At 63.4% G+C, this 23,290-nt stretch carries 25 protein-coding genes and 1 tRNA gene; 19 read left to right on the top strand and 7 right to left on the bottom strand.

Annotated features, from left to right (window positions below; translation table 11 throughout):
• Positions 1 to 5: 5 nt before the first annotated feature.
• The 5 genes from R3E77_04785 to R3E77_04765 form a co-directional block, all read right to left on the bottom strand.
• Entirely contained in the window at positions 6 to 1,229 is a 1,224-nt protein-coding gene (locus tag R3E77_04785; protein ID MEZ5498732.1) for a serine hydrolase domain-containing protein, read from the bottom strand.
• Positions 1,226 to 2,692, bottom strand: a complete 1,467-nt coding sequence (locus R3E77_04780; protein MEZ5498731.1) for an ATP-binding cassette domain-containing protein — start codon at positions 2,690 to 2,692, stop codon at positions 1,226 to 1,228. Before R3E77_04780 ends, R3E77_04785 begins: the two co-directional genes overlap by 4 nt.
• On the bottom strand, positions 2,682 to 3,536 hold the full coding sequence (locus R3E77_04775; GenBank protein ID MEZ5498730.1) for an MBL fold metallo-hydrolase: 855 nt from the start codon (positions 3,534 to 3,536) through the stop codon (positions 2,682 to 2,684). Before R3E77_04775 ends, R3E77_04780 begins: the two co-directional genes overlap by 11 nt.
• Positions 3,511 to 4,656 (bottom strand): class I SAM-dependent methyltransferase, encoded by a 1,146-nt coding sequence (locus R3E77_04770; protein MEZ5498729.1) that lies wholly within the window; start codon positions 4,654 to 4,656, stop codon positions 3,511 to 3,513. The genes R3E77_04775 and R3E77_04770 overlap by 26 nt, the downstream gene beginning before the upstream one ends.
• Before the next feature lie 47 nt (positions 4,657 to 4,703).
• Positions 4,704 to 4,780 (bottom strand) — tRNA-Arg (locus R3E77_04765).
• A 160-nt stretch (positions 4,781 to 4,940) separates the two neighbouring features.
• Between R3E77_04765 and R3E77_04760 the strand changes: the two genes are divergently transcribed.
• From R3E77_04760 to R3E77_04735, 6 genes are read left to right on the top strand one after another with little or no spacing between them, the layout of a single operon-like run.
• Positions 4,941 to 5,306 (top strand): hypothetical protein, encoded by a 366-nt coding sequence (locus tag R3E77_04760; GenBank protein ID MEZ5498728.1) that lies wholly within the window; start codon positions 4,941 to 4,943, stop codon positions 5,304 to 5,306.
• A 20-nt stretch (positions 5,307 to 5,326) separates the two neighbouring features.
• A complete protein-coding gene (locus tag R3E77_04755; protein MEZ5498727.1) occupies positions 5,327 to 6,544 on the top strand; it encodes a molybdopterin molybdotransferase MoeA in 1,218 nt (405 codons plus the stop codon).
• Positions 6,545 to 6,569: 25 nt separating this feature from the next.
• Positions 6,570 to 7,616, top strand: a complete 1,047-nt coding sequence (moaA, locus tag R3E77_04750) for a GTP 3',8-cyclase MoaA (protein ID MEZ5498726.1) — start codon at positions 6,570 to 6,572, stop codon at positions 7,614 to 7,616.
• On the top strand, positions 7,609 to 8,103 hold the full coding sequence (moaC, locus tag R3E77_04745; GenBank protein MEZ5498725.1) for a cyclic pyranopterin monophosphate synthase MoaC: 495 nt from the start codon (positions 7,609 to 7,611) through the stop codon (positions 8,101 to 8,103). The genes moaA and moaC overlap by 8 nt, the downstream gene beginning before the upstream one ends.
• Before the next feature lie 48 nt (positions 8,104 to 8,151).
• Positions 8,152 to 8,991: an NTP transferase domain-containing protein gene (locus R3E77_04740; GenBank protein MEZ5498724.1), complete on the top strand. Its 840-nt coding sequence runs from the start codon at positions 8,152 to 8,154 to the stop codon at positions 8,989 to 8,991.
• A 14-nt stretch (positions 8,992 to 9,005) separates the two neighbouring features.
• A complete protein-coding gene (locus R3E77_04735; protein ID MEZ5498723.1) occupies positions 9,006 to 9,458 on the top strand; it encodes a molybdenum cofactor biosynthesis protein MoaE in 453 nt (150 codons plus the stop codon).
• Between the two features lie 12 nt (positions 9,459 to 9,470).
• On the opposite strand, the gene R3E77_04730 is transcribed toward R3E77_04735, so the two are convergent.
• A complete protein-coding gene (locus R3E77_04730; GenBank protein MEZ5498722.1) occupies positions 9,471 to 10,760 on the bottom strand; it encodes a glutamate-5-semialdehyde dehydrogenase in 1,290 nt (429 codons plus the stop codon).
• Entirely contained in the window at positions 10,757 to 11,929 is a 1,173-nt protein-coding gene (gene proB / locus R3E77_04725; protein MEZ5498721.1) for a glutamate 5-kinase, read from the bottom strand. The genes R3E77_04730 and proB overlap by 4 nt, the downstream gene beginning before the upstream one ends.
• Positions 11,930 to 12,089: 160 nt before the next feature.
• Between proB and ccoN the strand changes: the two genes are divergently transcribed.
• From ccoN to R3E77_04660, 13 genes are all read left to right on the top strand, one after another.
• A complete protein-coding gene (gene ccoN, locus R3E77_04720; GenBank protein ID MEZ5498720.1) occupies positions 12,090 to 13,556 on the top strand; it encodes a cytochrome-c oxidase, cbb3-type subunit I in 1,467 nt (488 codons plus the stop codon).
• Between the two features lie 10 nt (positions 13,557 to 13,566).
• Positions 13,567 to 14,175, top strand: a complete 609-nt coding sequence (gene ccoO, locus R3E77_04715) for a cytochrome-c oxidase, cbb3-type subunit II (GenBank protein ID MEZ5498719.1) — start codon at positions 13,567 to 13,569, stop codon at positions 14,173 to 14,175.
• 10 nt (positions 14,176 to 14,185) lie between these two features.
• The gene (locus R3E77_04710; GenBank protein ID MEZ5498718.1) at positions 14,186 to 14,332 is read left to right on the top strand and encodes a cbb3-type cytochrome c oxidase subunit 3; all 147 of its coding nucleotides are present in this window, start codon (positions 14,186 to 14,188) and stop codon (positions 14,330 to 14,332) included.
• A complete protein-coding gene (gene ccoP / locus R3E77_04705) occupies positions 14,329 to 15,240 on the top strand; it encodes a cytochrome-c oxidase, cbb3-type subunit III (GenBank protein MEZ5498717.1) in 912 nt (303 codons plus the stop codon). The genes R3E77_04710 and ccoP overlap by 4 nt, the downstream gene beginning before the upstream one ends.
• Positions 15,215 to 15,514: a hypothetical protein gene (locus R3E77_04700; protein ID MEZ5498716.1), complete on the top strand. Its 300-nt coding sequence runs from the start codon at positions 15,215 to 15,217 to the stop codon at positions 15,512 to 15,514. The genes ccoP and R3E77_04700 overlap by 26 nt, the downstream gene beginning before the upstream one ends.
• Positions 15,511 to 16,893 (top strand): cytochrome c oxidase accessory protein CcoG, encoded by a 1,383-nt coding sequence (ccoG, locus tag R3E77_04695; protein MEZ5498715.1) that lies wholly within the window; start codon positions 15,511 to 15,513, stop codon positions 16,891 to 16,893. The genes R3E77_04700 and ccoG overlap by 4 nt, the downstream gene beginning before the upstream one ends.
• Positions 16,894 to 16,896: 3 nt before the next feature.
• Positions 16,897 to 17,415 (top strand): FixH family protein, encoded by a 519-nt coding sequence (locus R3E77_04690; protein ID MEZ5498714.1) that lies wholly within the window; start codon positions 16,897 to 16,899, stop codon positions 17,413 to 17,415.
• A complete protein-coding gene (locus R3E77_04685; GenBank protein ID MEZ5498713.1) occupies positions 17,415 to 19,589 on the top strand; it encodes a cation-translocating P-type ATPase in 2,175 nt (724 codons plus the stop codon). The genes R3E77_04690 and R3E77_04685 overlap by 1 nt, the downstream gene beginning before the upstream one ends.
• A 15-nt stretch (positions 19,590 to 19,604) precedes the next feature.
• Complete coding sequence (gene ccoS / locus R3E77_04680) at positions 19,605 to 19,805, top strand: cbb3-type cytochrome oxidase assembly protein CcoS (GenBank protein ID MEZ5498712.1); 201 nt, start codon at positions 19,605 to 19,607, stop codon at positions 19,803 to 19,805.
• Positions 19,806 to 19,856: 51 nt separating this feature from the next.
• A complete protein-coding gene (locus R3E77_04675; GenBank protein MEZ5498711.1) occupies positions 19,857 to 20,195 on the top strand; it encodes a DUF6763 family protein in 339 nt (112 codons plus the stop codon).
• A 12-nt stretch (positions 20,196 to 20,207) separates the two neighbouring features.
• Positions 20,208 to 21,251: a VIT1/CCC1 transporter family protein gene (locus tag R3E77_04670; protein MEZ5498710.1), complete on the top strand. Its 1,044-nt coding sequence runs from the start codon at positions 20,208 to 20,210 to the stop codon at positions 21,249 to 21,251.
• Between the two features lie 152 nt (positions 21,252 to 21,403).
• Positions 21,404 to 22,285: a protease HtpX gene (htpX, locus tag R3E77_04665; GenBank protein MEZ5498709.1), complete on the top strand. Its 882-nt coding sequence runs from the start codon at positions 21,404 to 21,406 to the stop codon at positions 22,283 to 22,285.
• The gene (locus R3E77_04660) at positions 22,282 to 23,217 is read left to right on the top strand and encodes an acyl-CoA desaturase (GenBank protein MEZ5498708.1); all 936 of its coding nucleotides are present in this window, start codon (positions 22,282 to 22,284) and stop codon (positions 23,215 to 23,217) included. Before htpX ends, R3E77_04660 begins: the two co-directional genes overlap by 4 nt.
• Positions 23,218 to 23,290 lie beyond the last annotated feature (73 nt).

The following is a 23,290-nucleotide window of genomic DNA, read 5'->3' as shown; positions in this document are numbered from 1 at the left end:
ATGTGTCAATGCGGCGCGAATTGCGATGGATCCATGGCGTCGGGAGCGCGTGTCGTCGCGGAACGCTTGGATATACCGCGTATCAGTGCGTTGACCAGCGCGCTCTCCTGCCAATCGGCGCCTGCAGGCGGCGCCTTGCCCAATCGAATGACCGCAAGCTGCAACGAGGGCACGAGCCAGATGCGTTGACGTTCGCGCGCGGCCGCGAATACCACGTCATCGACAAGGAACGGCTCGCGCCATGGTGCATCGGTCATCTCGCCGCTATCGGGATCGATACGCGGATGTGGCGTCGCTGCGTTCAGCTGCATGCCGGGCCGGTGATCCGGTTCGTGCCGAGGCCACATATGCCGAATCCAGCCTGGGCGCAGGATCTGCTCGCCCATATAGACACCGTCTCCCATCAGCAGTGCGGCCAGTCGCACGATATCGCCCTGGCGCATCTGCAGGCAGCAAGCGGCGCGCACCTGCCCGCCGCCGTCGGCAAGAAACGTCAGGCGTCCGCCACCGAGCGGTCGCCAAATTGTTTGCTGGAGAAATTGCGGATAGCTCGTGGCGGTCGCGTTGCGAAGCGCAAGCGCAAGCAGTTCGATATCCGTCTCATTCGCATACTCAGCGATCTCGCCCAGGGGTCTCGCGAGCCAGAACGCCTCAAAATCCGCGGCCGTGCGACTGGTAACAGCCGGGCTGCCAGGCCAGCGGGCCGCGCCCAATGGCACGAAGCGGCCGCGACCTGCCAGCAGATCGGCGATCGTGACCGCGCCACGCGCATCACCTCGCCAGGACGGCAGATAGTTGCCAATCGGTTCGGCTTCGCTGCCGAAACGCGCCATGTCGAATGCGGCACCTACTGCGAGTGTCGCGAGCAGCGCCGCAAAGCGATCAGCGGCAAATGACGTACTGGCATCGGTGCCGCGAAAGTAACGCTCGGCCACGAGATGTCCATCCCGCACGATCACGACCGCCGTCGCGTTCTGTGAGTCGGCGAGGGACATTACGTCTTCGATCACGAGCGGATTGATTCCGGCTGCCGCAGGATCCAACGGCGGCAGCGAAGGCTGCGCCGGCTCGTCGATCGAGATCGTGCGCGTGGCATTGCCTGCATCGATCGAACCGGCCCCGTGCAGCAGCGCCTGCCAATACAGCCGGCTGCGGCCGGTACCCGGGCCGACGGCAATCAGCAGGCAGGCCAGCAGGGCGCAAAGGAGCGTGATCGCCGCGCGCTTCATGGCCTCGCCCGCCCGCGATAGGCAATCCGGCCGCGCGCCAGACGCAATTCGTGGGTGACCTTCCGCGGCCACTCGTCCGCATGATGAAGTGCCAGCAGCAAGGTCCGCTTCTCCTGCGCCAGACTGTCCACCGTTTGCATCATGGCATGCCTCGCGCCCCGATCCAGCCCCGCATAGGGCTCGTCGAGCAACAATAGCCGCGGTTCGTTGATGAGCGCCCGGGCCAACAGTACGCGACGTTGCTGTCCATAGGACAACTGCGCGAGCTCGCAATCGGCGCATCCCGCGAGATCGACTCGAGCCAGTGACGATCGCGCGCGCTTTTTCTCGGCCGCGGTCGCAGGCGCGGCGAGATTGAAACTGGCGTGGCGGCCCGAGAGCACGACGTCGAGGGCAATGGCACGGCGGGGATACGCCGCCTGAAGCTCGGCACTGACATAACCCACCCGCTCGCGGAATTCCGAAATTGCAGCGCCCGGTTGCAGCCAGTCACGATGCAGTTTGCCGCCGATGGCAATACGGTGATCGCCATATATCGCGCGCAGCAAGGTCGATTTCCCCGCGCCATTCGCGCCGGACAGCACCCAGCATTCGCCGAGGGCGACGCGCCAGTCTATGGAGCGCAGCACCGGCCGCGCGTCGAGAAAGACGCTTGCCTTCGTCAACTGCAGTACCGTTGGCGCGCTTGCGGCCGTGGCCCGGACAGTCCGCACAGCGCGCGCCCTGTGGGTGGTTTGCGCAATGCGCCGCGTTTTCGCCCGACGACGCAATCGGCCGCCATCCAGGCCGGCAACGTGGGTGATGGCCGGCGGCAGTACGTCGGCGCGGTGCGAAGTGATGACCCAGGGCATGCGCGCGCTGCCGCTGCCCGCAAGATAGGCGCGCAGGCGCCGCGTATTCTGCGCATCGAGCCCAGCGAACGGTTCGTCGAGGAGCAACAGCCTTGGCCGGCTGGCCAGTGCCCGGCACAGCAGGACCAGCCGTCGCTCGCCATAGGACAGGGTGAGGAATCTGCGCCGTGCCAGATGAGTGATCGACAGCTTCTGCAACAACTTTGCGACCTGCAGGCGATCGACCGGAGTCAGCCGGCGCAGCGGTATGTCGCTGCGCTCGATGCCGGTCGCAACGATACGCGGCACCGAATGATTCCAGCCATAGCGCTCGTATCGGTCCTGGCGTTCGGGTCCGAAGTAGCTGATTTGATCGCGAGCCAGCGACAAGGGCAGCGCAGTCCCGTCGTCCGCAAAGTAGCGCCGCAATGCGCGTGTGTTGGCATCGGGCCAGACGTCGCCCGCCAGGAGCTTCAGCAATTGTGTCTTGCCGGCACCGTTCGCGCCTTGCAGCAGCCAATGCTCGCCATCGCGTATGCACCAATGCACATCACGCAGGATCGCCTTGCGCGCCCGGGTCAGCTCGATGCCACGCAATTCGACGCGTATGCGGCCGCGTCTGCTAGCGGACATGCCAGCGCTCACCCTCCCGCACACAAAGGCCATCCTGCTCGAGTTTGAACAGGTGCGCAGCCAGGGTCTTCTGGGCCCAGTCATGCCGATCGGCCGGCACGTCATCGTAGACGCTGCTCACGAGCTCGGGAATCGTGGCGCCAGCGAGGTCGCGCAGCCGCTCGACAACCTTTGCTTCGCGTCGCATGCGATGGGCGATGATGCCGTCGATCTGCGCACCTGGATCGCGCAGGACGTGACCGTGACCGGGTGCGATGGCGGTGATCGGATGAGTCTTCAGTCGCTCGAGCGAGGCGATGTAATCGCGCATGTTGCCATCCGGTGCGACGATGACCGGCGTCACGCCATCGAGAATGTGGTCTCCCGAAAACAACATGCCGCTCGCTTCATGAAGGTAACAGACGTGGTTCGAAGCATGCCCCGGCGTGTGGATGGCGCGCAGCTCGACATCGTCCATGCGCAGTATTTCGCCGTCGCCCGGTTCGTGATCGGGACTGAAACTGCGATCCTGGTAACCGTCCGGCGGCGCCTCGCGCCCGATGAGCCGGCAGCCGCGCTTGCCGGCGAGCACATGGGCTCCCGGGGAATGATCATTGTGGGTATGCGTGACCAGTACTGCGGCAAGGGACGTGCAGGCGGCATCGATCGTGGCCAGGTGAGCATCGAGCCGGGGTCCCGGATCGACCACGACGGAGGGCGGATTGCCGAGCAGGTAGCTGTTGGTGCCGGGGCCGGTCATCATCGAGGCATTGCCGGCCACGATTCGCCAGACCCGATCGGCAACTTCGACGATTTCGCCAGCGCGCAGCGGCAGCATGTCAGTCGCGCACGCCGCCAAAGACATGCCAGGCACCACCATCGCCGCGATGCATGTATTCGGCGAACACGTTGTCGCCGGAAAACCCGGCATCAACGATTGCTCGACGCATGTCGGTTTCGGCAAAACCTGTCCAGAACGGCTCGCCATTCCAGCGCACCTGCCAGTCATTCAACGTCTGGTCGACGAGGTTCAGCCGCCTGGTCTGAATGGCGACGTCGAGGTGCAGCATGGCACCGCCTGGTCGCAGCAACCGGTGGCATTCGCGCAGAATCGCACCGAGCTTGTCGTGGCTGGTTTCATGAAAGAGTATGAACGAGACGACAAGATCGAAACTGCCGCCGGCAAAGCCCGTATCCGCGGCATCACGCTGGTGAAAGTGCATTGGCACGCGATTCTCCCGCGCCAACAGATGGGCCATTCGTAGCAGACCCGGCGCTACGTCCACGCCATGATATTCCGCCGGAGCGAATGCGCGCGCGACGGTTTGACCCGCGCGCGCGATGCCGCAGCCGAGCTCGAGGACGCGTTCTGGCGCAAGCCCCGGAAAGCGGTCGTGCAACTGGGTGACGATTTCAGCGCCGCGCGCATCAGTCGCATCCGCGGCATTGCCTTTGGCCGGGCCATATATGAGCGATGACCCGAGGTAACGCAGACCCGCAGCGAGGTCATGATCGTGTTCGCTCACGGCGTAGCCTTGCGGCTGGCGATGTATCTCCGTAGCGCCGATCGGCCAGGGGACGGCCAGGTCTGGATTCAATTTCAGGCTTCCACAATCGTCCGCACGATTCGTCACCTGCTCGTAAAGTGCACCAGCCCGTTGCAGCGAGCGTCGGGTGGTGGCCTCGACGGCATTCCACATCATGCTCTGCGAATAGTGCGCAAAAGTTGCCCAATCGCGGAATTCGGGCGACGCCGCGACCTCGCGCTCGACCTCCCGTCGCGACACGGGACTACGCCCGAGCCGGGCCGATACCTGCGGCAGGATGGCCGTTTCGTAATGCCTGCGGACACGCTGCTGCATCGGCTTGTTCGCCAGCAATTTGACGCCGAGTACGAATCGCTGCCGGGCGGCCTCGGAAAAAGTGGGCTTGTAGACCCGGGCCACGATATTGGCTGTTTCCGCTGTCGAGTGATCCCGGCTCAAGTGCACCCCGCTGTTGCCGCCTGCCGTCCCCGCGGGCAAGTAGGCTTTGGCGCGCCCGGAGAGATTCGAACTCCCGACCCTCAGGTTCGAAGCCTGATGCTCTATCCAGCTGAGCTACGGGCGCGCAAAATGTTTGCGATTGGCAATTGTATGTCATTATTATTGAGTGCGGCTTTTGACCGTCCTGCGCCGCGATATTCAGCATGGGTTCAGCCGGAAGACGGACAATCAGGCGGCCCAATCTGCCGGCGCCAGCGCGGCGCCACGAACGAGGATTAAACAATATGCGCTTATTGCTCGCGACCACCGTTACCTTGAGCCTGTCCCTGGGGGCCGCACATGCCGCCTGCACCTACCCCGCGGCGCCGGAGTCCATTCCGGACGGCAGCACGGCGACGATGGAAGACATGCTGGCCGCTCAGAAACAGGTCAAGCAATTCGATGCCGATATCACGGCCTATCAGAATTGCCTGACTCTCGAACAGCAGGCTACCCTTGCAGAAAAGGGCGAGGAGCTCACGCCGGAGCAGAAGCAAGAGCTCGAGAACATGCTGATCAAGAAACAGAACGCGGCCGTCGATGATGCCCAGGCGGTCGCTGCGCGTTTCAACGAGCAGGTGCGCGTATTCAAGGAACACAGCAAGAAGTAATCCCACCAGCGCCGGGAGCGATGAACGATTCCGGCCGCATGATCACGCCGGCTGATGCAGAGCGCATCATCGGCGAGCAACTGCTGTGTCTGCCTATTGAATCACTGCCGCTGCAGCATGCAGCCGGCGCCGTGCTGCGCGAGAACATCTACGCGGAGCGCGACCAGCCGCCATTCGACCGCGTGGCGATGGACGGCATCGCGCTCAGGAGCAGCGACGTCAGTGCGCTCGATCGCAACCTCGAGATTCAAGCCACACTGGCGGCCGGCGACCCGCCCATCGCGTTGGTCGGCGAGAAATCCTGCATCGAGGTAATGACCGGCGCGGTGCTGCCGGACGGTTGCGATTGCGTCATACCGGTGGAAGAAATCACCGTTACCGACGGTCGCGCGGCCATTGCGGCCGATGTTCTCCCCCGCCCTTTCGACAACGTTCATCGGCGCGGCTCCGATCAACCCCAGGGCTCGCTATTGCTCAATGCCGGCCAGATCATGGGCGCAGTGCAGGTTGCGATCGCCGCGGGCGCCGGCATGGCACGTGTGCGCGTAAGCGCGCAACCTCGCATTGCCATTGTCTCGACCGGCAACGAACTTGTCGAACCCGGCGAGGCGATACTCGGTCACCAGATTCGCCGCTCCAATGTCTATGGCGTGCTCGCAGCACTGCAAAAAGCCGGGCTACAACGCTCAGTCGACGATCATGTCGCGGACGACGAGGACAAGATCAGGGAGCGGCTGCAATTTCACCTCGATACGCGGGACATCCTCATCCTCAGCGGCGGCGTTTCGATGGGTCGCTTCGACCTGCTCCCGAAGGTATTGGTCGACCTCGGCGTGCGCAGGGTCTTTCACAAGATCGCGCAGCGCCCCGGCAAGCCGATGTGGTTCGGCATCGCCGGCAATGGGGCTGCGGTGTTCGCCTTGCCCGGAAATCCAGTCTCGACGCTCATATGTCTGTACCGCTACGTGTTGCCACAGCTGTTCATTGCGATGGGCAGGACCGAAATGCCGAAGGAGAAAATCGCATTGGCGGAAGAATACGAAGTGACCGCCAAACTCGCGGTATTTCTGCCGGTTGCCGTCAACGCGGACAGCTGGGGTCGCAACTGGGCACTGCCGCGGCCAACCAACGGCTCGGGCGACTTCAATGCCCTGGCACGGACCGATGGGTTCGTGCAATTGCCGCCCGGCCCGACGCGCCTGCCGAAGGGATATACCGCACCCTTTTATCGCTGGTAGGCCCGACTGGCGCTAGACTGGGGCCATGACGCAGCATGAAGTCATCGTGCCTCTGAACCGGCTGGGTGAGCCGCGTGATACCCGTGGCCGCGCGCTCCATGACCTCAGGATTTCCGTCATGGACCGCTGCAATTTTCGCTGCCCCTACTGCATGCCGCGCGAAACCTTCCATGATGGCTACCGCTTCCTGCGCTCCAACGAGCGGCTGGATTTCGCGGAAATCACCCGGCTGGCTCGTGTGTTCGCGCGACTCGGGGTGCGCAAGCTGCGCATTACGGGCGGCGAGCCACTCTTGCGACCGGGACTCGCGGATCTGATTGGTGATTTGTCCACGATCGACGGGATAGACGACGTCGCACTGACGACCAATGGCGTGCTGCTCGCCAAGCATGCGACCGAGCTGAAGGCCGCGGGTCTTCAACGGGTGACCGTCAGCCTCGACAGTCTCGATCCCGATGTATTCGCGAACATGAGCGGCGGTTTCGCGGTACTCGATGATGTTCTCGGCGGAATCGAGGCAGCCAGCCGGGCCGGCCTTGCGCCCATCAAGGTCAATTGCGTAGTGCAGCGCGGCGTAAATGACGGATCGATACTCTCATTGCTCGAGCATTTCCGCGGCAGCGGCATCATCGTGCGCTTCATCGAATACATGGATGTCGGCAATCGCAATGACTGGCAGCGGGCGCGCGTCGTGCCGGTGCGTGAGATGCTGGAGAAGATCCGCGCGCGCTGGCCGGTCCGGGCCCTCAGGCGCAACTATCCGGGCGAAGTCGCATCCCGCTACGAGTTCGCCGATGGCAAGGGCGAATTCGGATTCATATCGTCGATCTCACAGCCGTTCTGTGGTGACTGCACGCGTGCGCGGCTGTCCTCTGAAGGCCGGTTCTTCACCTGTCTGTTTGCGACGACCGGGCGCGACCTGCGAGCGCTCCTGCGTAGCGGCGCGACCGATGCGGAACTTCACGATCAGATCGCTGCGTTTTGGTCCCGGCGCGAGGATCGCTACAGCGAATTGCGTGGCCGCACGGCACTCGACCAACCGAAGGTCGAGATGTTCTACATAGGTGGCTGACGTGCGCAAGGGGCTCAGCCACGTCGATGCCGCTAATCGACCAACCATGGTCGACGTCGGCGGCAAGGCAGTCACGGCCCGTAGCGCGACGGCCGAGGCCGTGGTGAGCGTACCGCTCGTGGTCAGCCGCGAATTGCGTGCGCATGGCACCAGAACCCGCAAGGGACCGGTGATCGATACGGCAATCATCGCAGGCGTCATGGCAGTCAAACGGACACATGAGCTGATCCCCTTCTGCCACCCTCTGCCCATCGAGGACTGCGCGATCGACATCGACTGGCGTTCGGGCCGGCAGCTGCGCATCGTGTGTACCGTACGTGCAACTCATCGGACCGGAGTCGAAATGGAAGCGCTGACGGGCGCCACCGTGGCAGCGCTGACGATCTATGACATGTGCAAGGCACTGTCTCATGACATAACCGTTGGCAATGTCCGGTTGTTGGCCAAGTCGGGCGGTAAACGCGACTTCAAACGCCGGCGCAGCTGAGCAGACTCAGCGACGCGCGCCGAGCCCGTGCCCTGATATCATCTGGCGATGGATCGCATCAACGGTCTGATACTGACCGGCGGGCGCAGCCGGCGCATGGGCCAGGACAAGGCGAATCTGCGCTATCACGGCATCTCGCAGCTCGAGCATGCCTGGCGCCTGTTGAGTCCGCGGGTTGCGCAGTGTTACGTCAGCTTGAGGAACGATCAGCAGGCGGAGCCCGAACGCAGCGCCTACCCGCAGATCATCGACCTGCCAGACCTTGAAGGACCATTGGCCGGGATCATCAGCGCGCTTCAATCGGACCATGGCGCGGCTTGGCTGGTGCTTGCCTGCGACCTGCCGCGTCTCGATGGGCCCACACTCGATTGCCTGCTGTCGGCGCGGGACCCCTCGCGCCTGGCAACGGCGTTTCGCTCAAGTCACGATGGTCTGCCAGAACCGCTGTGCGCCATCTACGAGCCGCGGTCTCGCGATGCACTGCAGCGCTTCCGGGCGGATGGCGGATCCTGTCCGCGCAAATTTCTTGGCGCGGCGGATGTGGCTCTACTGCAGCTGCCCGATGCGCGAGCTCTCGACAACGTCAATAATCCGCAGGAATACCGGACCATGCACAACGAGCTCAGCGGCGCGGCGCGACCTGGCGCTATCGCGCTGACGGTCGAGTACTACGCGTTGCTTCGCGAACAGGCGGGACGATCACGCGAGCAACTGCAGACACCGGCGCGCACACCCCGTGAACTCTACAGACAGCTGCGCTCAATGCGGGGCCTGTCGCTGCCAGAGGATGTGCTGCGGGTGGCGGTCAATGACGAATTCGCCGACTGGGACCAGCCGTTGCAGGCGGGCGATTCACTGGTGTTCATTCCGCCAGTCGCTGGCGGTTGAAGGAATACCGAAACGTGGGCTTCCAATTTACGTCCGAACCTATCGACGTCGCAGGTCTGACGCGAACCTGTGCGGCAAGCGCTTGCGGCGGGTTCGTCAGCTTCGAGGGCTGGGTGCGCGATCACAACGAGGGGCGCCGGGTATTGCGGCTCACCTACGAGTCTTTTGCGGCGCTTGCAGTCAAGGAAGCCACGCGCATAGAAACCGAGGCGCGGGAAAAATTCGGCGTCGTGCACGCGAATTGCGTGCATCGGGTCGGCGAACTCGCCATTGGCGACACCGCCGTCTGGGTCGGCGTCAGCGCGGCGCACAGGGATGAAGCGTTCCGCGCCTGTCGCTACATCATCGACGAGATCAAACATCGCCTGCCGATCTGGAAGAAAGAGTACTACACCGACGGTGATTCGGGCTGGGTCAACTGCGAACGCTGCGCCGAACATGCGCAGGTCCAGCACGCCCATCGTTGAGTGATTTCGCAATCAGGGCCTGATCTGGCCGCTGCCGTGCACGACGTACTTGTAGCTCGTCAATTGTTCCACGCCGACTGGTCCCCGGGCGTGAAAGCGATCGGTCGAAATACCGATCTCTGCGCCCATGCCGAATTCGCCGCCATCGGCAAATTGCGTGGAAGCGTTGTGCAACAGGATTGCGCTGTCGAGTCTCGTGAGAAACGCATCCGCCGCAGACCGATCGTCGGTGACGATCGCTTCGGTATGGGCAGACCCGAATTCCCTGATGTGCGCAATGGCCGCATCGAGACCTTCGACCACGCGCACTGCGATGACCGCATCGAGATACTCGCTTCGCCAATCGTTTTCCGTCGCCGCGCGGGCCGGGGGGTACGACGCCAGTACGGTCTCGTCGCCGCGAATTTCGCATCCGGCCGCAGCGAGATCGTCGAGGATGGGGCGAAGATGAGTATCAACGCATGCGCGGTCGATCAGCAGCGTTTCGGCAGCGCCGCAGATTCCCGTGCGTCGCATCTTGGAGTTGAGCACGATCGCGCGGGCTATATCGAGATTGGCACCGACATGGACATAGACGTGACAGATCCCCTCGAGGTGGCCAATCACCGGCACCCGCGACTCGGCGCGAACCCGCGCGACCAGACTCTTGCCGCCGCGCGGCACGAGCACGTCGATATTGCCTTCGAGCCCCGCCAGCATGGCGCCGACTGCGGCTCGATCGGTCACCTCGACCAGCTGGATGCACGCTCCTGGCAGGCCGGCGCTCGCGAGACCCGTGGCAAGGCATGCATGGATGGCGCGATTCGAGGCGATGCTCTCAGAGCCGCCACGCAATATCGACGGATTGCCTGACTTGAGGCACAGGGCGCCGGCATCGGCAGTCACGTTCGGCCGGCTCTCATAAATGATGCCAATTACACCGAGCGGCACGCGCCGCCGCTCGATCCTGAGCCCGTTCGGTCGCGACCAGGCCGCCATAACGGCGTTGAGCGGATCAGGCAGTTCGGCAATGGCAATGAGTGAGCGGCATATTGCCTCGACTCGCGTTTGATCGAGTTCCAGGCGATCGAGCAACGCGGCGCCAAGACCGGCCTGGCGGGCACCGCGAAGGTCCAAAGCGTTGGCGGCGATGATTTGCGAACGCTGCGTTTCGATCGCCTCGGCACTCGCGACAAGTGCCGCATTGCGCTGCTGCGAGCTCGACTGGCCGAGCACGCCTTGACAGGCGCGCGCCTCACGACCAAGACGCAGCATGTAGCCCTGGAGATCGACCGAGGCGGGTCCGGCCGTTTCCCTGCTCATCCCTGCGCCTTGCGTCCGGCAGGCTCGCGCGACAGAACCGCCAGGTCATCACGGTGAATCATCTCATCACGACCGCTGAACCCGAGGATGCCCGCGATATCGCTGCTCCTGCGACCCATGATCTGCCGCGCATCGACATCCGAGTACGCGATGATGCCGCGACCGAGCTCACGACCGTCGGGGAGGAGTACGCTCACCGTGTCGCCACGTTCGAAACTGCCGTGGGCATCCGTGACACCGGCGGGTAGCAGGCTCTTGCCTGCGAGCAGTGCAGCGACCGCGCCGGCATCGATACTCACGGCGCCCGATGGACGCAAGGTTCCGGCGATCCACTGCTTGCGCGCAGCGGCGGGCGATGCCTGCGGCACGAACCAGGTGCAGGCAGCGCCTGCTTCGATGCGTGACAACGGCAGCTCGTGGCGGCCCGATGCGATACACATATGACATCCCGCAGCGACGGCAATCCGCGCAGCGGCCAGCTTGGTCGACATCCCGCCCGAGCCGAACTCGGAGCGGGTCGCTCCGGCCATGGCCGCAATCTCGTCCGAAATATCCGCGACCTCCGGAATGATCCGGGCCGCAGTATCGGTCGCGGGATCCGCGCTGTAGAGCCCGTCTACGTCCGATAACAAAACCAGGCAATCGGCGCTGACCATCTGCGCGACCCGTGCAGCCAGTCGATCGTTGTCGCCGTAGCGGATCTCGCTGGTGGCCACCGTGTCGTTCTCGTTGACGACCGCGACGACATCGAGCTTGATGAGCTCGAGCAATGTCGCGCGGGCATTGAGATAGCGACGACGCCTTTCGCTGTCTTCGAGCGTCAGCAAGACCTGGGCGACATGCACGCCATGTTGGGCCCACAGATCCTTGTAGGCGTGCGCCAGACTGATCTGGCCCACGGCCGCAGCGGCCTGGCTCGCCTCGAGCCGCAGGCCGCGGCGCGGCAACTTGAGCTGGCGGCGTCCCAGCGCGATTGCGCCGGAGCTTACGATCAGTATCTGCTGGCCTCGCTCGCGCAGCCGCAACAGATCCCTGGTCAGGCTCGCGATCCAGGCGTGGTTGAGACTGCCGCTCTCGGCATCGACGAGGAGCGATGAGCCCACTTTGACGACGATTCGCCTTGCCCTGGCCAGGCGGTGGTCTTGGCGGGCTTTCTGAACTTCTGACATGCTTCGCTGCACTCCTGCAACAGGAAGCATATACGTATTTTCCGCCGCGGGTCGGGTGGCGGAACATCGGGCTTGCAGCGCCCCTAGTGGAAGGTACTTATACCTCTGGGCGGCAGGATCAAAAAGAATGTCCTCCGAAAGAAGTGCATAAGGGAGCAACATGGCCCAAGCAATTGCGGCAGCAGCACCAGCGGCTGCAGCCATATCCGTGGCTGAGACCTACAACGACAAGGTGGTACGCCAATTTGCCCTGATGACCGTGGTCTGGGGTGTCGTCGGCATGCTGGTCGGGGTGATCCTGGCTGCGCAACTCATCTGGCCGCAGCTCAACTTCGATGTGCCCTGGCTGACCTATAGCCGCCTGCGACCGCTGCACACGAACGCCGTCATCTTTGCCTTCGGCGGTTCGGCATTGTTTGCAACGTCCTACTACGTCGTGCAACGCACCTGCCATGCGCGGCTGTTCAGCGACGGACTCGCGGCATTCACTTTCTGGGGCTGGCAGCTGATCATCGTGCTCGCCGCGGTTACCCTGCCGCTCGGCATCACCACGAGCAAGGAATACGCCGAGCTCGAGTGGCCGATCGACATACTCATCGCGATCGTGTGGGTTTCCTACGCGATCGTATTCTTCGGCACGCTGTTCCGCCGGCGTGTCTCGCACATCTATGTGGCGAACTGGTTCTATGCCTCATTCATCATCACCGTTGCTGTATTGCATATAGTCAACAGCGCTGAACTGCCGCTGTCATTGACAAAGTCCTACAGCGTTTACGCGGGCACGGTGGATGCGATGGTGCAATGGTGGTATGGCCACAATGCCGTCGGCTTTTTCCTCACCACGGGTTTTCTCGGCATGATGTATTACTTCGTGCCGAAACAAGCGGGCAGACCTGTCTACTCCTATCGCCTTTCGATCGTGCATTTCTGGGCACTGATTTCGATCTACATGTGGGCGGGACCACACCACCTGCACTACACCACCCTGCCCGACTGGGCACAGTCGATCGGCATGGTCTTCTCGCTGATGCTGCTGGCGCCATCCTGGGGCGGCATGATCAACGGCATCATGACCCTCTCCGGCGCATGGCATAAGCTGCGCACCGACCCGATCCTGAAATTCCTGATCGTCTCGCTGTCGTTCTACGGCATGTCGACCTTCGAAGGACCGATGATGTCGATCAAGACGGTCAATGCACTCTCGCACTACACGGACTGGACGATTGGACACGTGCACTCGGGGGCACTCGGCTGGGTCGCCATGGTTTCCCTTGGCAGCCTCTATGTGCTGATCCCGCGACTGTATGGTCAGACAAGGATGTGGAGCACGAAATTGATCGACTGGCACTTCTGGACCACGACGATCGGCATCGTGCTTTACGTCGCCTCAATGTGGATCGCGGGCGTCATGCAGGGCCTGATGTGGCGCGCTACGAATCCCGACGGAACCTTGACCTATTCCTTCGTCGAGTCGCTCGCTGCGACCTATCCGTACTACGTAGTGCGGCTGCTCGGCGGCGTCATGGTGCTGGCAGGATTCGGCTTCATGATCCGCAACATCGTCAAGACGATCAGTGGGCATACCGAGACCGCGCCGGTACTGGTACCCGAACCGCACAAGGGATGAGGTGGCAGCCATGAAACACGAAATCGTCGAACGCCGCCCCGCCCTTCTCGGCATCCTGATTGCGCTGGTGATCAGCGTCGGCGGGCTGGTGGAAATTGTTCCACTTTACTTCCAGAACGTGACGCGCGAAGCAGCCCCCGGCGTCGAGCCCTACGGCGCGCTTGCGCTGGAAGGCCGCGACATCTATGTGCGCGAGGGATGTTATGTCTGCCATTCACAGATGGTGCGGGCACTGCGCGCTGAAACCGAACGCTATGGCCACTACTCATTGGCCGGTGAGTCCGTATATGACCATCCCTTCCAGTTCGGCTCGAAGCGGACCGGCCCCGACCTTGCGAGGGTGGGCGGGAGATACAGCGACGAGTGGCACCGTGTGCATTTGACCAACCCGCGCGACGTCGTACCCGAGTCCAATATGCCGGGCTACCCGTGGCTTGCGAAAAATACGATCGATGCCAGCGGGACACCGAAGAAAATGCAATTGATGCGCCGTCTCGGCGCCCCGTACAGCGATGCCCAGATCGAGTCGGCCGGCAGCGAAGTGCAGGGCAAATCCGAACTCGATGCGCTCATTGCCTATCTGCAGGGCCTCGGCAAAGCGTCGCGTGGCTGGCAGTGACGTGACGAACATGGACATTGGTACGGTTCGCGGGCTGATAACGGCCGCACTCATGGTGTTGTTCATTGCCATGGTGATCTGGGCCTACAGCGGCCGCCGCAAACGCGGCTTCGACGATGCGGCCCGCGCGCCGCTTGAAGAGGACGAAGTAAAGTGAGTCAAACGGCAAGTTTCCTGATTACGCTGGTTACGTTTGCGAATATCGCGGGCGCGTTGTGGCTTTTGTGGTGGATGCGCCGGCGCCGCGGCGGCGAAGCGCAGGCCGGTTCCGAGACGACCGGCCACGTCTGGGACGGCGATCTCACCGAGAGCAACAATCCGTTGCCGCGCTGGTGGCTCGGCATGTTCATCATCTCGGTCGTGTTCTCGCTGGCCTACCTCGCCCTGTACCCGGGCCTCGGCAACTTCGCCGGCACGCTCGGCTGGTCGCAAGCCGGGCAGCTGCAAAGGGAAACCGCGGCGAATGCGAAATTGATCGCAGCGACATTCACGCCCTTCGAGAATCGCGATGTCGTCGATCTCTCGCGCGACCCGGCCGCACTTCGCGTAGCGCAAAACCTGTTCATCAACAACTGCGCGACCTGCCATGGTTCGGACGGGCGCGGTGCACCGGGCTTTCCAAACCTCACGGACAACGATTGGCTGTGGGGCGGCACGCCGCAGGATATCGTCAATTCCATCGCGAACGGCCGCCAGGGCGTGATGGCCAGTTGGGAGGCGGTGCTGGGTCCGGTCGACGTCGAAAACGTCGTCGCCTACGTCCTGTCGCTGTCCGGACGAAGCACGCCTGTTGGCGATGTGGCTGCTGGCAAGGCGCGCTTCGACCAGATTTGCGTCGCCTGCCATGGCGCCGATGGCCGCGGCAATCAACTGCTCGGCGCGCCGAATCTCACCGACGGCATCTGGTTGAATGGCGGCGCGATCGACACCATCCGCACGACCATCGCAAAAGGCCGCATCGGCGAGATGCCGGCGCACCTCGATCGGCTCGGCCAGCTGCGCGTGAATCTGCTCGCCGCCTATGTTATGAGTCTTGGCAATGGACAGGCCGCCGAGCCCAAGTGACGACAATCGCCCGGCGGAGCACGCCGAGCTCGGCCGCGTAGGTCGATCGATCGGGGTCATCATCTGGTGCGCATTTCTTGCCGCATCGCTTGCCACCATGCTGTGCTTTGCCGCCATCGACCCGGAGAATATCGCCGCCGGTGAACTACCGGCCTGGTGGACCGACCGATTGACGGTCTATGCGGTTGGCTTCTTCTTCTTCTGGCTGATTGCTCTGGTCGCGAGCGCGCTGACTTTGTATCTGGCCAACACCGAACACCGCGACTCGCCATGAACCAGCCGCCGGCCGATACGGCCGACTCCTATTATCTGGCACACCAGAAGATCTATCCGCGCGATGTGCGTGGGCGGTTCGCGCGATTGCGCAATATCGCCGTCCTGGTCCTGCTTGGCCTTTTCTACTTCATGCCCTGGCTGTCCATGGCCGGCCGGCAGGCGGTCCTGTTCGACCTGCCGGCCCGCAAGTTCTATATTTTCGCCCTGGTTCTGTGGCCGCAGGACTTCATCTACCTGACGGCATTGCTGGTGCTGGCAGCCCTGTCTCTGTTCTTTTTCACTGCACTGGCCGGTCGCTTGTGGTGCGGCTATGCCTGCCCGCAGACGGTGTGGACGGAAGCATTCCTCTGGATGGAGCGCATGACCGAAGGCGATCGTGCCGCGCGCATGCGCCTCGATCGCTCGCCCTGGTCCGCCAGCAAGGTCATGCGCAAAGGCGCCAAGCAGACGCTGTGGATACTGTTCGCTTTGTGGACGGGGTTCACCTTTGTTGGCTATTTCACTCCGATCCGCACGCTCGGTGCCGAAATCTTCAGCAACTCACTCGGACCCTGGGAGATCTTCTGGATCCTCTTTTATGGTTTCGCCACGTATGGCAATGCCGGCTTCCTGCGCGAACAGGTCTGCAAGTACATGTGCCCGTATGCGCGCTTCCAGAGCGCGATGTTCGATCGCGATACGCTGATCATTACCTACGATGCCAAACGCGGCGAACCTCGCGGAGCAAGACGCCGGGGCACCGACCCGGCGCAACTGGGGCTCGGCGATTGCGTCGATTGCACCTGGTGTGTTCAGGTGTGTCCAACAGGCATCGACATACGCAAGGGCCTTCAATATGAGTGCATCGCCTGTGCTGCCTGCATCGACGCCTGCGATGCCGTGATGGACCGGGTCGGGTACCCGCGGGGCCTCGTGCGCTACACCACCCAGCATGCGCTGGATGGCAAGAAGACCCATGTCATGCGGCCGCGGGTGCTCATCTATGCGAGCCTGCTCGGCGTCATTGCGCTCGCATTACTGATCGCGGTGCTAACCAGGGATCCCCTGCACCTGGATGTCATACGGGATCGCAATACACTTTATCGCATGCTCGACAATGGCGACGCGGAGAACGTTTATACGCTCAAGATTGTCAACAAGACGCAGCAGGACCATGAATTCGCCATCGACGTCGCAGGGAGCGGCAAATTGCGTCTCACCGTTGCCGGGCAGACGCATATGGTCCGCTCAGGCGAGGTGCGGGCAATTCCGGTGCGCGTCGCGCGCCCGGCCTACGAACCGCAGGGTAGCGAAAACATAGAATTCACGGTCCGGGCAGTCGACCAATCCGACCTGCGGGCGCGCCATACGGCGCGCTTCCTTGCGCCGACGCAGTAGGCCGTGGCAGACGACACACGCAATCGCGACTCCCTGCGTGCGGGCGGGGCGCCGATCCTGATGATGATAGGAATTCCAGCCGTCACGATCGTCGGGGCATTCGTGACGCTGTGGCTGGCGCTCACCCGGGGTGAGAGCGAATTGCCAGCGCAGTATCACTGGGAAGGCGCCGCGTTGCAGCGTGACCTGGATGCCATGCGTCTTGCGCAGCAGCGTCACGCGAGCGTTCGGCTGCGCTTCGAGGCTGCCCACTCCGAATGCGTCGTCCAGCTTGCCATCGATCCACCCTTGCCACCCACATTGCAGCTGACACTGGCGCATTCAACCCGCAACGACGCCGACCAGCGCCTGACGGTCAATCGTCAAGGCAGTGATTATCGCAGTCCCTGCACCGCACCCATGCCAGGCCGCTATCTGGTATCCGTGGCTGCCGACGACCTGTCGTGGCTGCTGCGCGGCGAGGGCTCCAACTGGTCATCGGGAATCGAACTCGCAGCGAAAGCCATGCCAGCCGAGCACTGATGTCGGGCGCCACTTCATCCGGTCATGCCGTTTGGCGCCCCGCGCAGGATGGCGAGCAGCGGGTGCTGCTCGCCGTGCAGGGCATGCGTTGTGCCGTTTGCGCGCGCAGCGTCCAGAGCGCACTCGCTGCCGTACCTGGCGTGCTGAACGCCGAAGTCAATGCCGCGAGCCACAAGGCGAGCGTCCGGTTCGACGCGGCCCGCACCGCCGTCCCCGAGCTTCTGCGCGCCGTATCTGCGAGCGGGTTCAGCGCCGAACCCCTCGCCGGGAGTTCTGCCACGGCCGCATTCGCGCGCGAGCGACGCCGCGCAATCAAGCGCATCGGTCTTGCCGGACTCGGCATGATGCAGGTCGGGATGTACCTGTCGGGAATGTACTTCGCCTCGACCGAGCAAATGGGCGAACAGATGACGCAGATACTGCGCATTGCCGGCCTCGTGATCACGACGCCCGTGCTGCTCTACTCCGGGCAGCCCTTCCTGAGCGGTGCCTGGCAGGCCCTGCGCCACGGCCGCGCTAGCATGGATGTAACGGTCGCCCTGGCGCTGGTGCTTGCCTATCTCGCCAGCATCTACAACACGGTGACGGCATCGGGCGATGTGTATTTCGACAGCATCGCCATGTTCATATTCTTCCTCTCGCTTGGGCGTTACGCGGAGATGCTGATCCGCCACGGCAATCTGTCGGCGCACGAGGCATTGTCGCGGACCTTGCCGGCCACCGTATTGCTGGTAGCCGACGATGGCACGACATCGCGCGTGAACCTCGCGGAGGTGAAGGCGGGCATGCGGCTGCGGATTCCGGCAGGAGCGGTGGTGCCGGTCGACGGCGAATTGCTGTCTGCGAGCGCGGCGCTCGATGAATCGCTGTTGACCGGCGAATCGCTTGCCGTGGCGCGCGCGTGCGGTGAAACCATCTATGGCGGCAGCATCAATGCGGGCAACGCCTGTGAAATGCTGGCGCACACCGCGAGCGCCGACACGAGGCTCGCGGGTATCGCCGCCCTGCTCGAGTCCGCCCTGAATTCGCGTCCGCGAGTGGCGCGGCTTGCCGACAGCGTCGCCAGCTGGTTCATACTCGGCGTGCTGGTCATCGCCGCATCGGTCGCAGTAGCGTGGTTGTACGTCGATGCGACGCGAGTGCTGCCGATCGTGCTGTCGGTGCTGGTCGTCAGCTGCCCCTGCGCGCTGTCGCTGGCAACGCCTGCAGCCATCGCGGCGGCCGGGTTGCGGCTCACACGCAATGGAGTCCTGATCACCCAGGCCGATGCCATCGAACGACTTGCCGGGATCGATACCGTCGTACTCGACAAGACCGGAACCCTTACGAGCGGCGAGCAGCGGCTCGCAGGGGTCGAAGTGCTGGGCAGTATGGGTCGCGAGCGCAGCCTCGCCATCGCAGGCGCACTCGAGGCGCACTCGAGTCATCCGCTGGCGCGCGCGTTTGCCGTCACCGCGCGCGGCGACCTGTCGGCGAGCGCAGTCGAGGAAACTCCAGGCCAAGGCATCAGCGGCGTCGTCGACGGCGAGCGCTATTGGCTGGGGCGATGGGAATTCCTCCCGCACGGCAATTCGGCGGCTTCCGGCGAAGCGGCGGCCGACCTGTGGCTGGGCGATGCACGCGGGGCATGCGCGCGATTCACCGTGGAGGAGCAGCTGCGGGACGGTACCACGGCAGCCCTCACCGCCCTGCGGGCGCGGGGAATCGACGTCGTGATGGCAAGCGGCGACAGCGAACGCAGGGTCACGGCCATTGCCTCGCAGCTCGCGATCAGCAACGCCAGGGCGCGGCTGGACCCGACGCAGAAAATGGAACTCGTGCGGGAACTGCGCGCCAACGGCCGACACGTACTCGCGCTGGGCGATGGCATCAATGACGGGCCGTTCCTGGCAAGTGCCGACGTCGGCTTCGCCGTCGGCTCAGGCTCTGCGCTGGCCCAGGCGGCATCGGATCTGCTACTGCTAGGGGATACGCTGGAGGCACTGCCCCGCAGCATCGACGTGGCGCGCCACACCGTCACGGTCATCAAGCAGAACCTCGGTTGGGCGCTCGGCTACAACCTGGCCGCGATCCCGGCCGCCGCGTTGGGACTGGTTCCGCCGTGGCTGGCCGCACTCGGCATGTCCATGAGTTCGCTGCTGGTGGCATTGAATGCGCGCCGGCTCGCCAACTGAAACCAGGAGAGCGCGATGCTGACCGGACTTGCCTTGCTGCTCATACCGATCTCCATCCTGCTGGTGGTCGTGGCGGTGATCGCCCTGTTCTGGGCGGTGGATGACGGCCAGTACGACAACCTGGAGGAAGCATCGGCTGTGGTTTTCGAGGAAACCACGGCGCCGAGCGCAAGCGACGACTCGCAGCGATTGCCTGAGCCACCTGACGCCGCGTAATATTCATCGCCGCGGCCGCGTCAGGGCGGCTCGTCGTCAGGGAGTCCTTAAGTGAGCAGAGATAATGACCCCGTCAAGGGGCAGTGGTATGAGAACGTCGAGGAAGACGAGACGTTTCGGGTCATATCGGTTAATGAAGACGATGAACTCGTCGAGATAGAATATCTTGACGGCGAAATCGAGGAGATCGACCTCGACAGCTGGCACGAGATGGACCTCGAACTGACCGAGGAACCGGAAGGCTGGGGCGAGGACGACGACGAGGAAGAGGACGCCGACGAAGACGAAGATGACGAAGATGACGACGACTGGGAAGACGACGACGATGATGACTGGGACGATGACGACGACGATTTGGACGATGATGACGAGGATGACGATCGCTATTGACAGCGATGGCGCATGAGCGCACCCGTCGCCGGTTCCGACACGAATAGCTGGCGCCACGAGAAGGAGTCGGCCTGGCTGTACCTTCAGGTCGCTGCGGTTGAATCGGGAGAACGCCGCCAGCTGTTCGAGCGTCTGGCGGCGACTGCGGAAGAGCAGGCCGCACAATGGGCCAATAACCACCAACTGCAGGGTCTGCAATTCACGCCCTCGCTGCGCGCGCGCATCGTCGCTGTGCTGGCTCGCACGGCAGGGCCCGCACGCATCAAGCCCGTCCTGGCAGCGATGAAGCTTCGAGGCCTGTCGATCTACAGCGCGCAACCGTTGACACCCGGCCACCACATGCCAACGTCCGTTGAGCAGGTCGGACAGCGCCACCAGGGCGTCTCGGGCGGCAATCTCCGGGCGGCCGTTTTTGGAGTCAACGACGGACTTGTCTCCAACGCCGGCCTCGTCATCGGTGTCGCCGCAGCCAATGCCAGCGCCGACGCGGTCCTCACGGCAGGTATAGCCGGACTCCTGGCCGGAGCTCTGTCGATGGCCTCAGGGGAGTATGTTTCGGTGCGCTCGCAGCGCGAAATGTTCGAGTACCAGATCCAGCTCGAGAAAGAAGAGCTCGACGAATACCCCGATGAGGAGGCCGAGGAGCTCGCCCTCATCTACAACGCGCGGGGCCTCGCCATGGACAAGGCCCGGGACCTGAGCCGTGCCATGATGGCGGACCCAGCGCGTGCGCTCGATACCCTCGCCAGGGAAGAGCTAGGCCTCAACCCGGATGAACTGGGGTCCCCCTGGGGCGCGGCGATATTCTCGTTCCTGGCCTTTGCCGCCGGCGCTGCGCTGCCTGTCGTGCCTTTCGCGCTGCATCCGGACCCGCAGCGCGGTATGGCCAGCGCGGCCGCTATCGCGCTCGTTTCACTGGCACTGGTCGGGCTTGCAATCAGCCTGTTCACCGGCCGCGGTGCCTGGCGCAGCGCTGCGCGCATGGTGTTGATCGGCGGCGGCGCCGGCGTCATCGCCTATGCGGTCGGCAGCTTGCTGGGCGGTGTCACCGGCTGAGGTGCGCGACTGCGCTGGTACCAACTGGCAGCCGCTGTCAAGGCGGCAAACGGCAATAATCCGGCCGGCCGGCGCTTGAATTCGACCCGGCAGGCGGCCATATAGAACGTCAGGTTAAGATTCAACCCCAACGCTCGAGGCTGAAAAACCCCATGAAACGCATTTTCCTCTTCCTGGCCACCAACCTCGCTGTGGTCGTGGTGCTCTCCGCAGTGGCCCGGCTGCTCGGTATCGACCGCTACCTGATGGCTCAGGGCGGAAATCTCACCGGGCTACTGGTCTTCGCCGCACTATTCGGCTTCGGCGGCGCCATCGTCTCGCTGCTGATGTCAAAGTGGATGGCAAAGCGATCCATGGGGGTGCGGGTGATCGCCGAGCCGCGCTCGGAGGTGGAGCGCTGGCTGGTCGATACGGTGACGATGCAGGCCCACAAGGCAGGCATTGGCATGCCCGAGGTCGGTGTCTTCGACTCGCCGCAGCCCAACGCATTCGCAACCGGCGCCAATCGCAACAAATCACTGGTCGCGGTCAGCACCGGTCTTCTGAACAACATGAGCAGGCCCGAAGTGGAGGCGGTGCTCGGCCATGAAGTCAGTCACGTCGCCAATGGCGACATGGTTACCCTGACGCTGATCCAGGGCGTGGTGAATACCTTCGTGATCTTCCTCGCCCGCATTGTCGGCAATGTCGTCGACAGAACGGTATTTCGCAGCGAGAACGGTCGCGGCATCGCCTATTTCGCCACCGTCATGATCGCGGAGCTGGTTCTTGGGATCCTGGCGAGCATTATCGTCATGTGGTTTTCGCGGCTGCGCGAATTTCGCGCCGACGCGGGCGGCGCCTCGCTGGCCGGCCGCGAAAGCATGATCGCCGCGCTCGAGCGACTGAAGGCGGCCCACAACCCCGCACCCCTGCCCGGCCAGATGCAGGCATTCGGCATCAACGGCGGCATCGGCAGCGGCATCAAACGTCTGTTCATGAGTCACCCGCCGCTTGACGAGCGTATCGCAGCACTGCGTGCATCGAACGGATGAGGGCAGCGCTACGCCGCTGGGTCGATGCCGGCATGGACTTCGACGGTCCACGGCCGGATGGCCACGATAACCGAATCGATTGGGCACGCATCATCCCCTTCGTGGCGATGCACCTCGCCTGTCTTGCCGTCATCTGGGTCGGCGTGAGTCCCATTGCGGTACTGGTCGCCGTGCTTGGCTATCTGCTGCGTATGTTCGCGATCACGGGCTTCTACCACCGCTACTTCTCGCACCGGGCTTTCAAGACCAGCCGCGTAGGTCAGTTCGTTTTCGGATTGCTGGGTGCGGCCGCAGTGCAGCGTGGCCCGATGTGGTGGGCAGCGCATCACCGCCATCACCATTCGTGCTCGGACCGGGAGGATGACCTGCACTCGCCCGTGCAGCATGGATTCGTCCGCTCGCACATGGGCTGGTTCCTCACTCGCGGCGGATTCGTCCCTGACTGGCGTCGCGTGCGCGACCTGTTGAAGTTTCCGGAGCTTCGCTGGCTCGATCGTTTCGACATCGTCGTTCCGGTCATCTACGCAGCCGCAATGTTTGCGCTGGGCGCACTCCTGCAGATATCCCAGCCGGATCTGGGAACCAGCGGCGGGCAAATGCTGGTGTGGGGCTTTTTCGTGTCGACCGTCGCGTGCTACCACGGCACCTATACCATCAATTCGCTATCGCACGTTTTCGGCAAACAGCGCTACCGCACGGGCGATGCCAGCCGCAACAACTGGCTCCTTGCGCTGATCACGCTCGGCGAGGGCTGGCACAACAATCACCACCACTACCCCAGCGCCGCCCGTCAAGGCTTCTACTGGTGGGAAATCGACGTCACCTACTACCTCCTCAAGCTGCTCTCCTGGCTCGGCATCATCTGGGATCTGAAACCCGTACCGCTGGCCGTCAGGGATCACTCCGCGAGACGATTCGACAAGGTCCGGTGACAACATTGCGGCCGGTGCCCCGGTGGTTCGTTGACCGCCTGTTGGCCGTGGCCGCCCGCCCGCCGCTCCCGCT

It is taken from the genome of Steroidobacteraceae bacterium, assembly GCA_041395505.1.
GTDB lineage: Bacteria > Pseudomonadota > Gammaproteobacteria > Steroidobacterales > Steroidobacteraceae > JAWLAG01.
This window is presented reverse-complemented; position numbering and strand designations above follow the sequence as displayed.

Excerpts from the sequence above, each read along its gene's own strand:
- R3E77_04785 (MEZ5498732.1), bottom strand. The coding sequence starts at position 1,229 with ATGAAGCGCGCGGCGATCACGCTCCTTTGCGCCCTGCTGGCCTGCCTG.
- R3E77_04780 (MEZ5498731.1), bottom strand. The coding sequence starts at position 2,692 with ATGTCCGCTAGCAGACGCGGCCGCATACGCGTCGAATTGCGTGGCATC.
- R3E77_04775 (MEZ5498730.1), bottom strand. The coding sequence starts at position 3,536 with ATGTCTTTGGCGGCGTGCGCGACTGACATGCTGCCGCTGCGCGCTGGC.
- R3E77_04760 (MEZ5498728.1), top strand. The coding sequence starts at position 4,941 with ATGCGCTTATTGCTCGCGACCACCGTTACCTTGAGCCTGTCCCTGGGG.
- R3E77_04755 (MEZ5498727.1), top strand. The coding sequence starts at position 5,327 with ATGAACGATTCCGGCCGCATGATCACGCCGGCTGATGCAGAGCGCATC.
- moaA (MEZ5498726.1), top strand. The coding sequence starts at position 6,570 with ATGACGCAGCATGAAGTCATCGTGCCTCTGAACCGGCTGGGTGAGCCG.
- R3E77_04740 (MEZ5498724.1), top strand. The coding sequence starts at position 8,152 with ATGGATCGCATCAACGGTCTGATACTGACCGGCGGGCGCAGCCGGCGC.
- R3E77_04730 (MEZ5498722.1), bottom strand. The coding sequence starts at position 10,760 with ATGAGCAGGGAAACGGCCGGACCCGCCTCGGTCGATCTCCAGGGCTAC.
- proB (MEZ5498721.1), bottom strand. The coding sequence starts at position 11,929 with ATGTCAGAAGTTCAGAAAGCCCGCCAAGACCACCGCCTGGCCAGGGCA.
- ccoN (MEZ5498720.1), top strand. The coding sequence starts at position 12,090 with ATGGCCCAAGCAATTGCGGCAGCAGCACCAGCGGCTGCAGCCATATCC.
- ccoO (MEZ5498719.1), top strand. The coding sequence starts at position 13,567 with ATGAAACACGAAATCGTCGAACGCCGCCCCGCCCTTCTCGGCATCCTG.
- R3E77_04710 (MEZ5498718.1), top strand. The coding sequence starts at position 14,186 with ATGGACATTGGTACGGTTCGCGGGCTGATAACGGCCGCACTCATGGTG.
- R3E77_04700 (MEZ5498716.1), top strand. The coding sequence starts at position 15,215 with ATGGACAGGCCGCCGAGCCCAAGTGACGACAATCGCCCGGCGGAGCAC.
- ccoG (MEZ5498715.1), top strand. The coding sequence starts at position 15,511 with ATGAACCAGCCGCCGGCCGATACGGCCGACTCCTATTATCTGGCACAC.
- R3E77_04685 (MEZ5498713.1), top strand. The coding sequence starts at position 17,415 with ATGTCGGGCGCCACTTCATCCGGTCATGCCGTTTGGCGCCCCGCGCAG.
- ccoS (MEZ5498712.1), top strand. The coding sequence starts at position 19,605 with ATGCTGACCGGACTTGCCTTGCTGCTCATACCGATCTCCATCCTGCTG.
- R3E77_04670 (MEZ5498710.1), top strand. The coding sequence starts at position 20,208 with ATGAGCGCACCCGTCGCCGGTTCCGACACGAATAGCTGGCGCCACGAG.
- htpX (MEZ5498709.1), top strand. The coding sequence starts at position 21,404 with ATGAAACGCATTTTCCTCTTCCTGGCCACCAACCTCGCTGTGGTCGTG.
- R3E77_04660 (MEZ5498708.1), top strand. The coding sequence starts at position 22,282 with ATGAGGGCAGCGCTACGCCGCTGGGTCGATGCCGGCATGGACTTCGAC.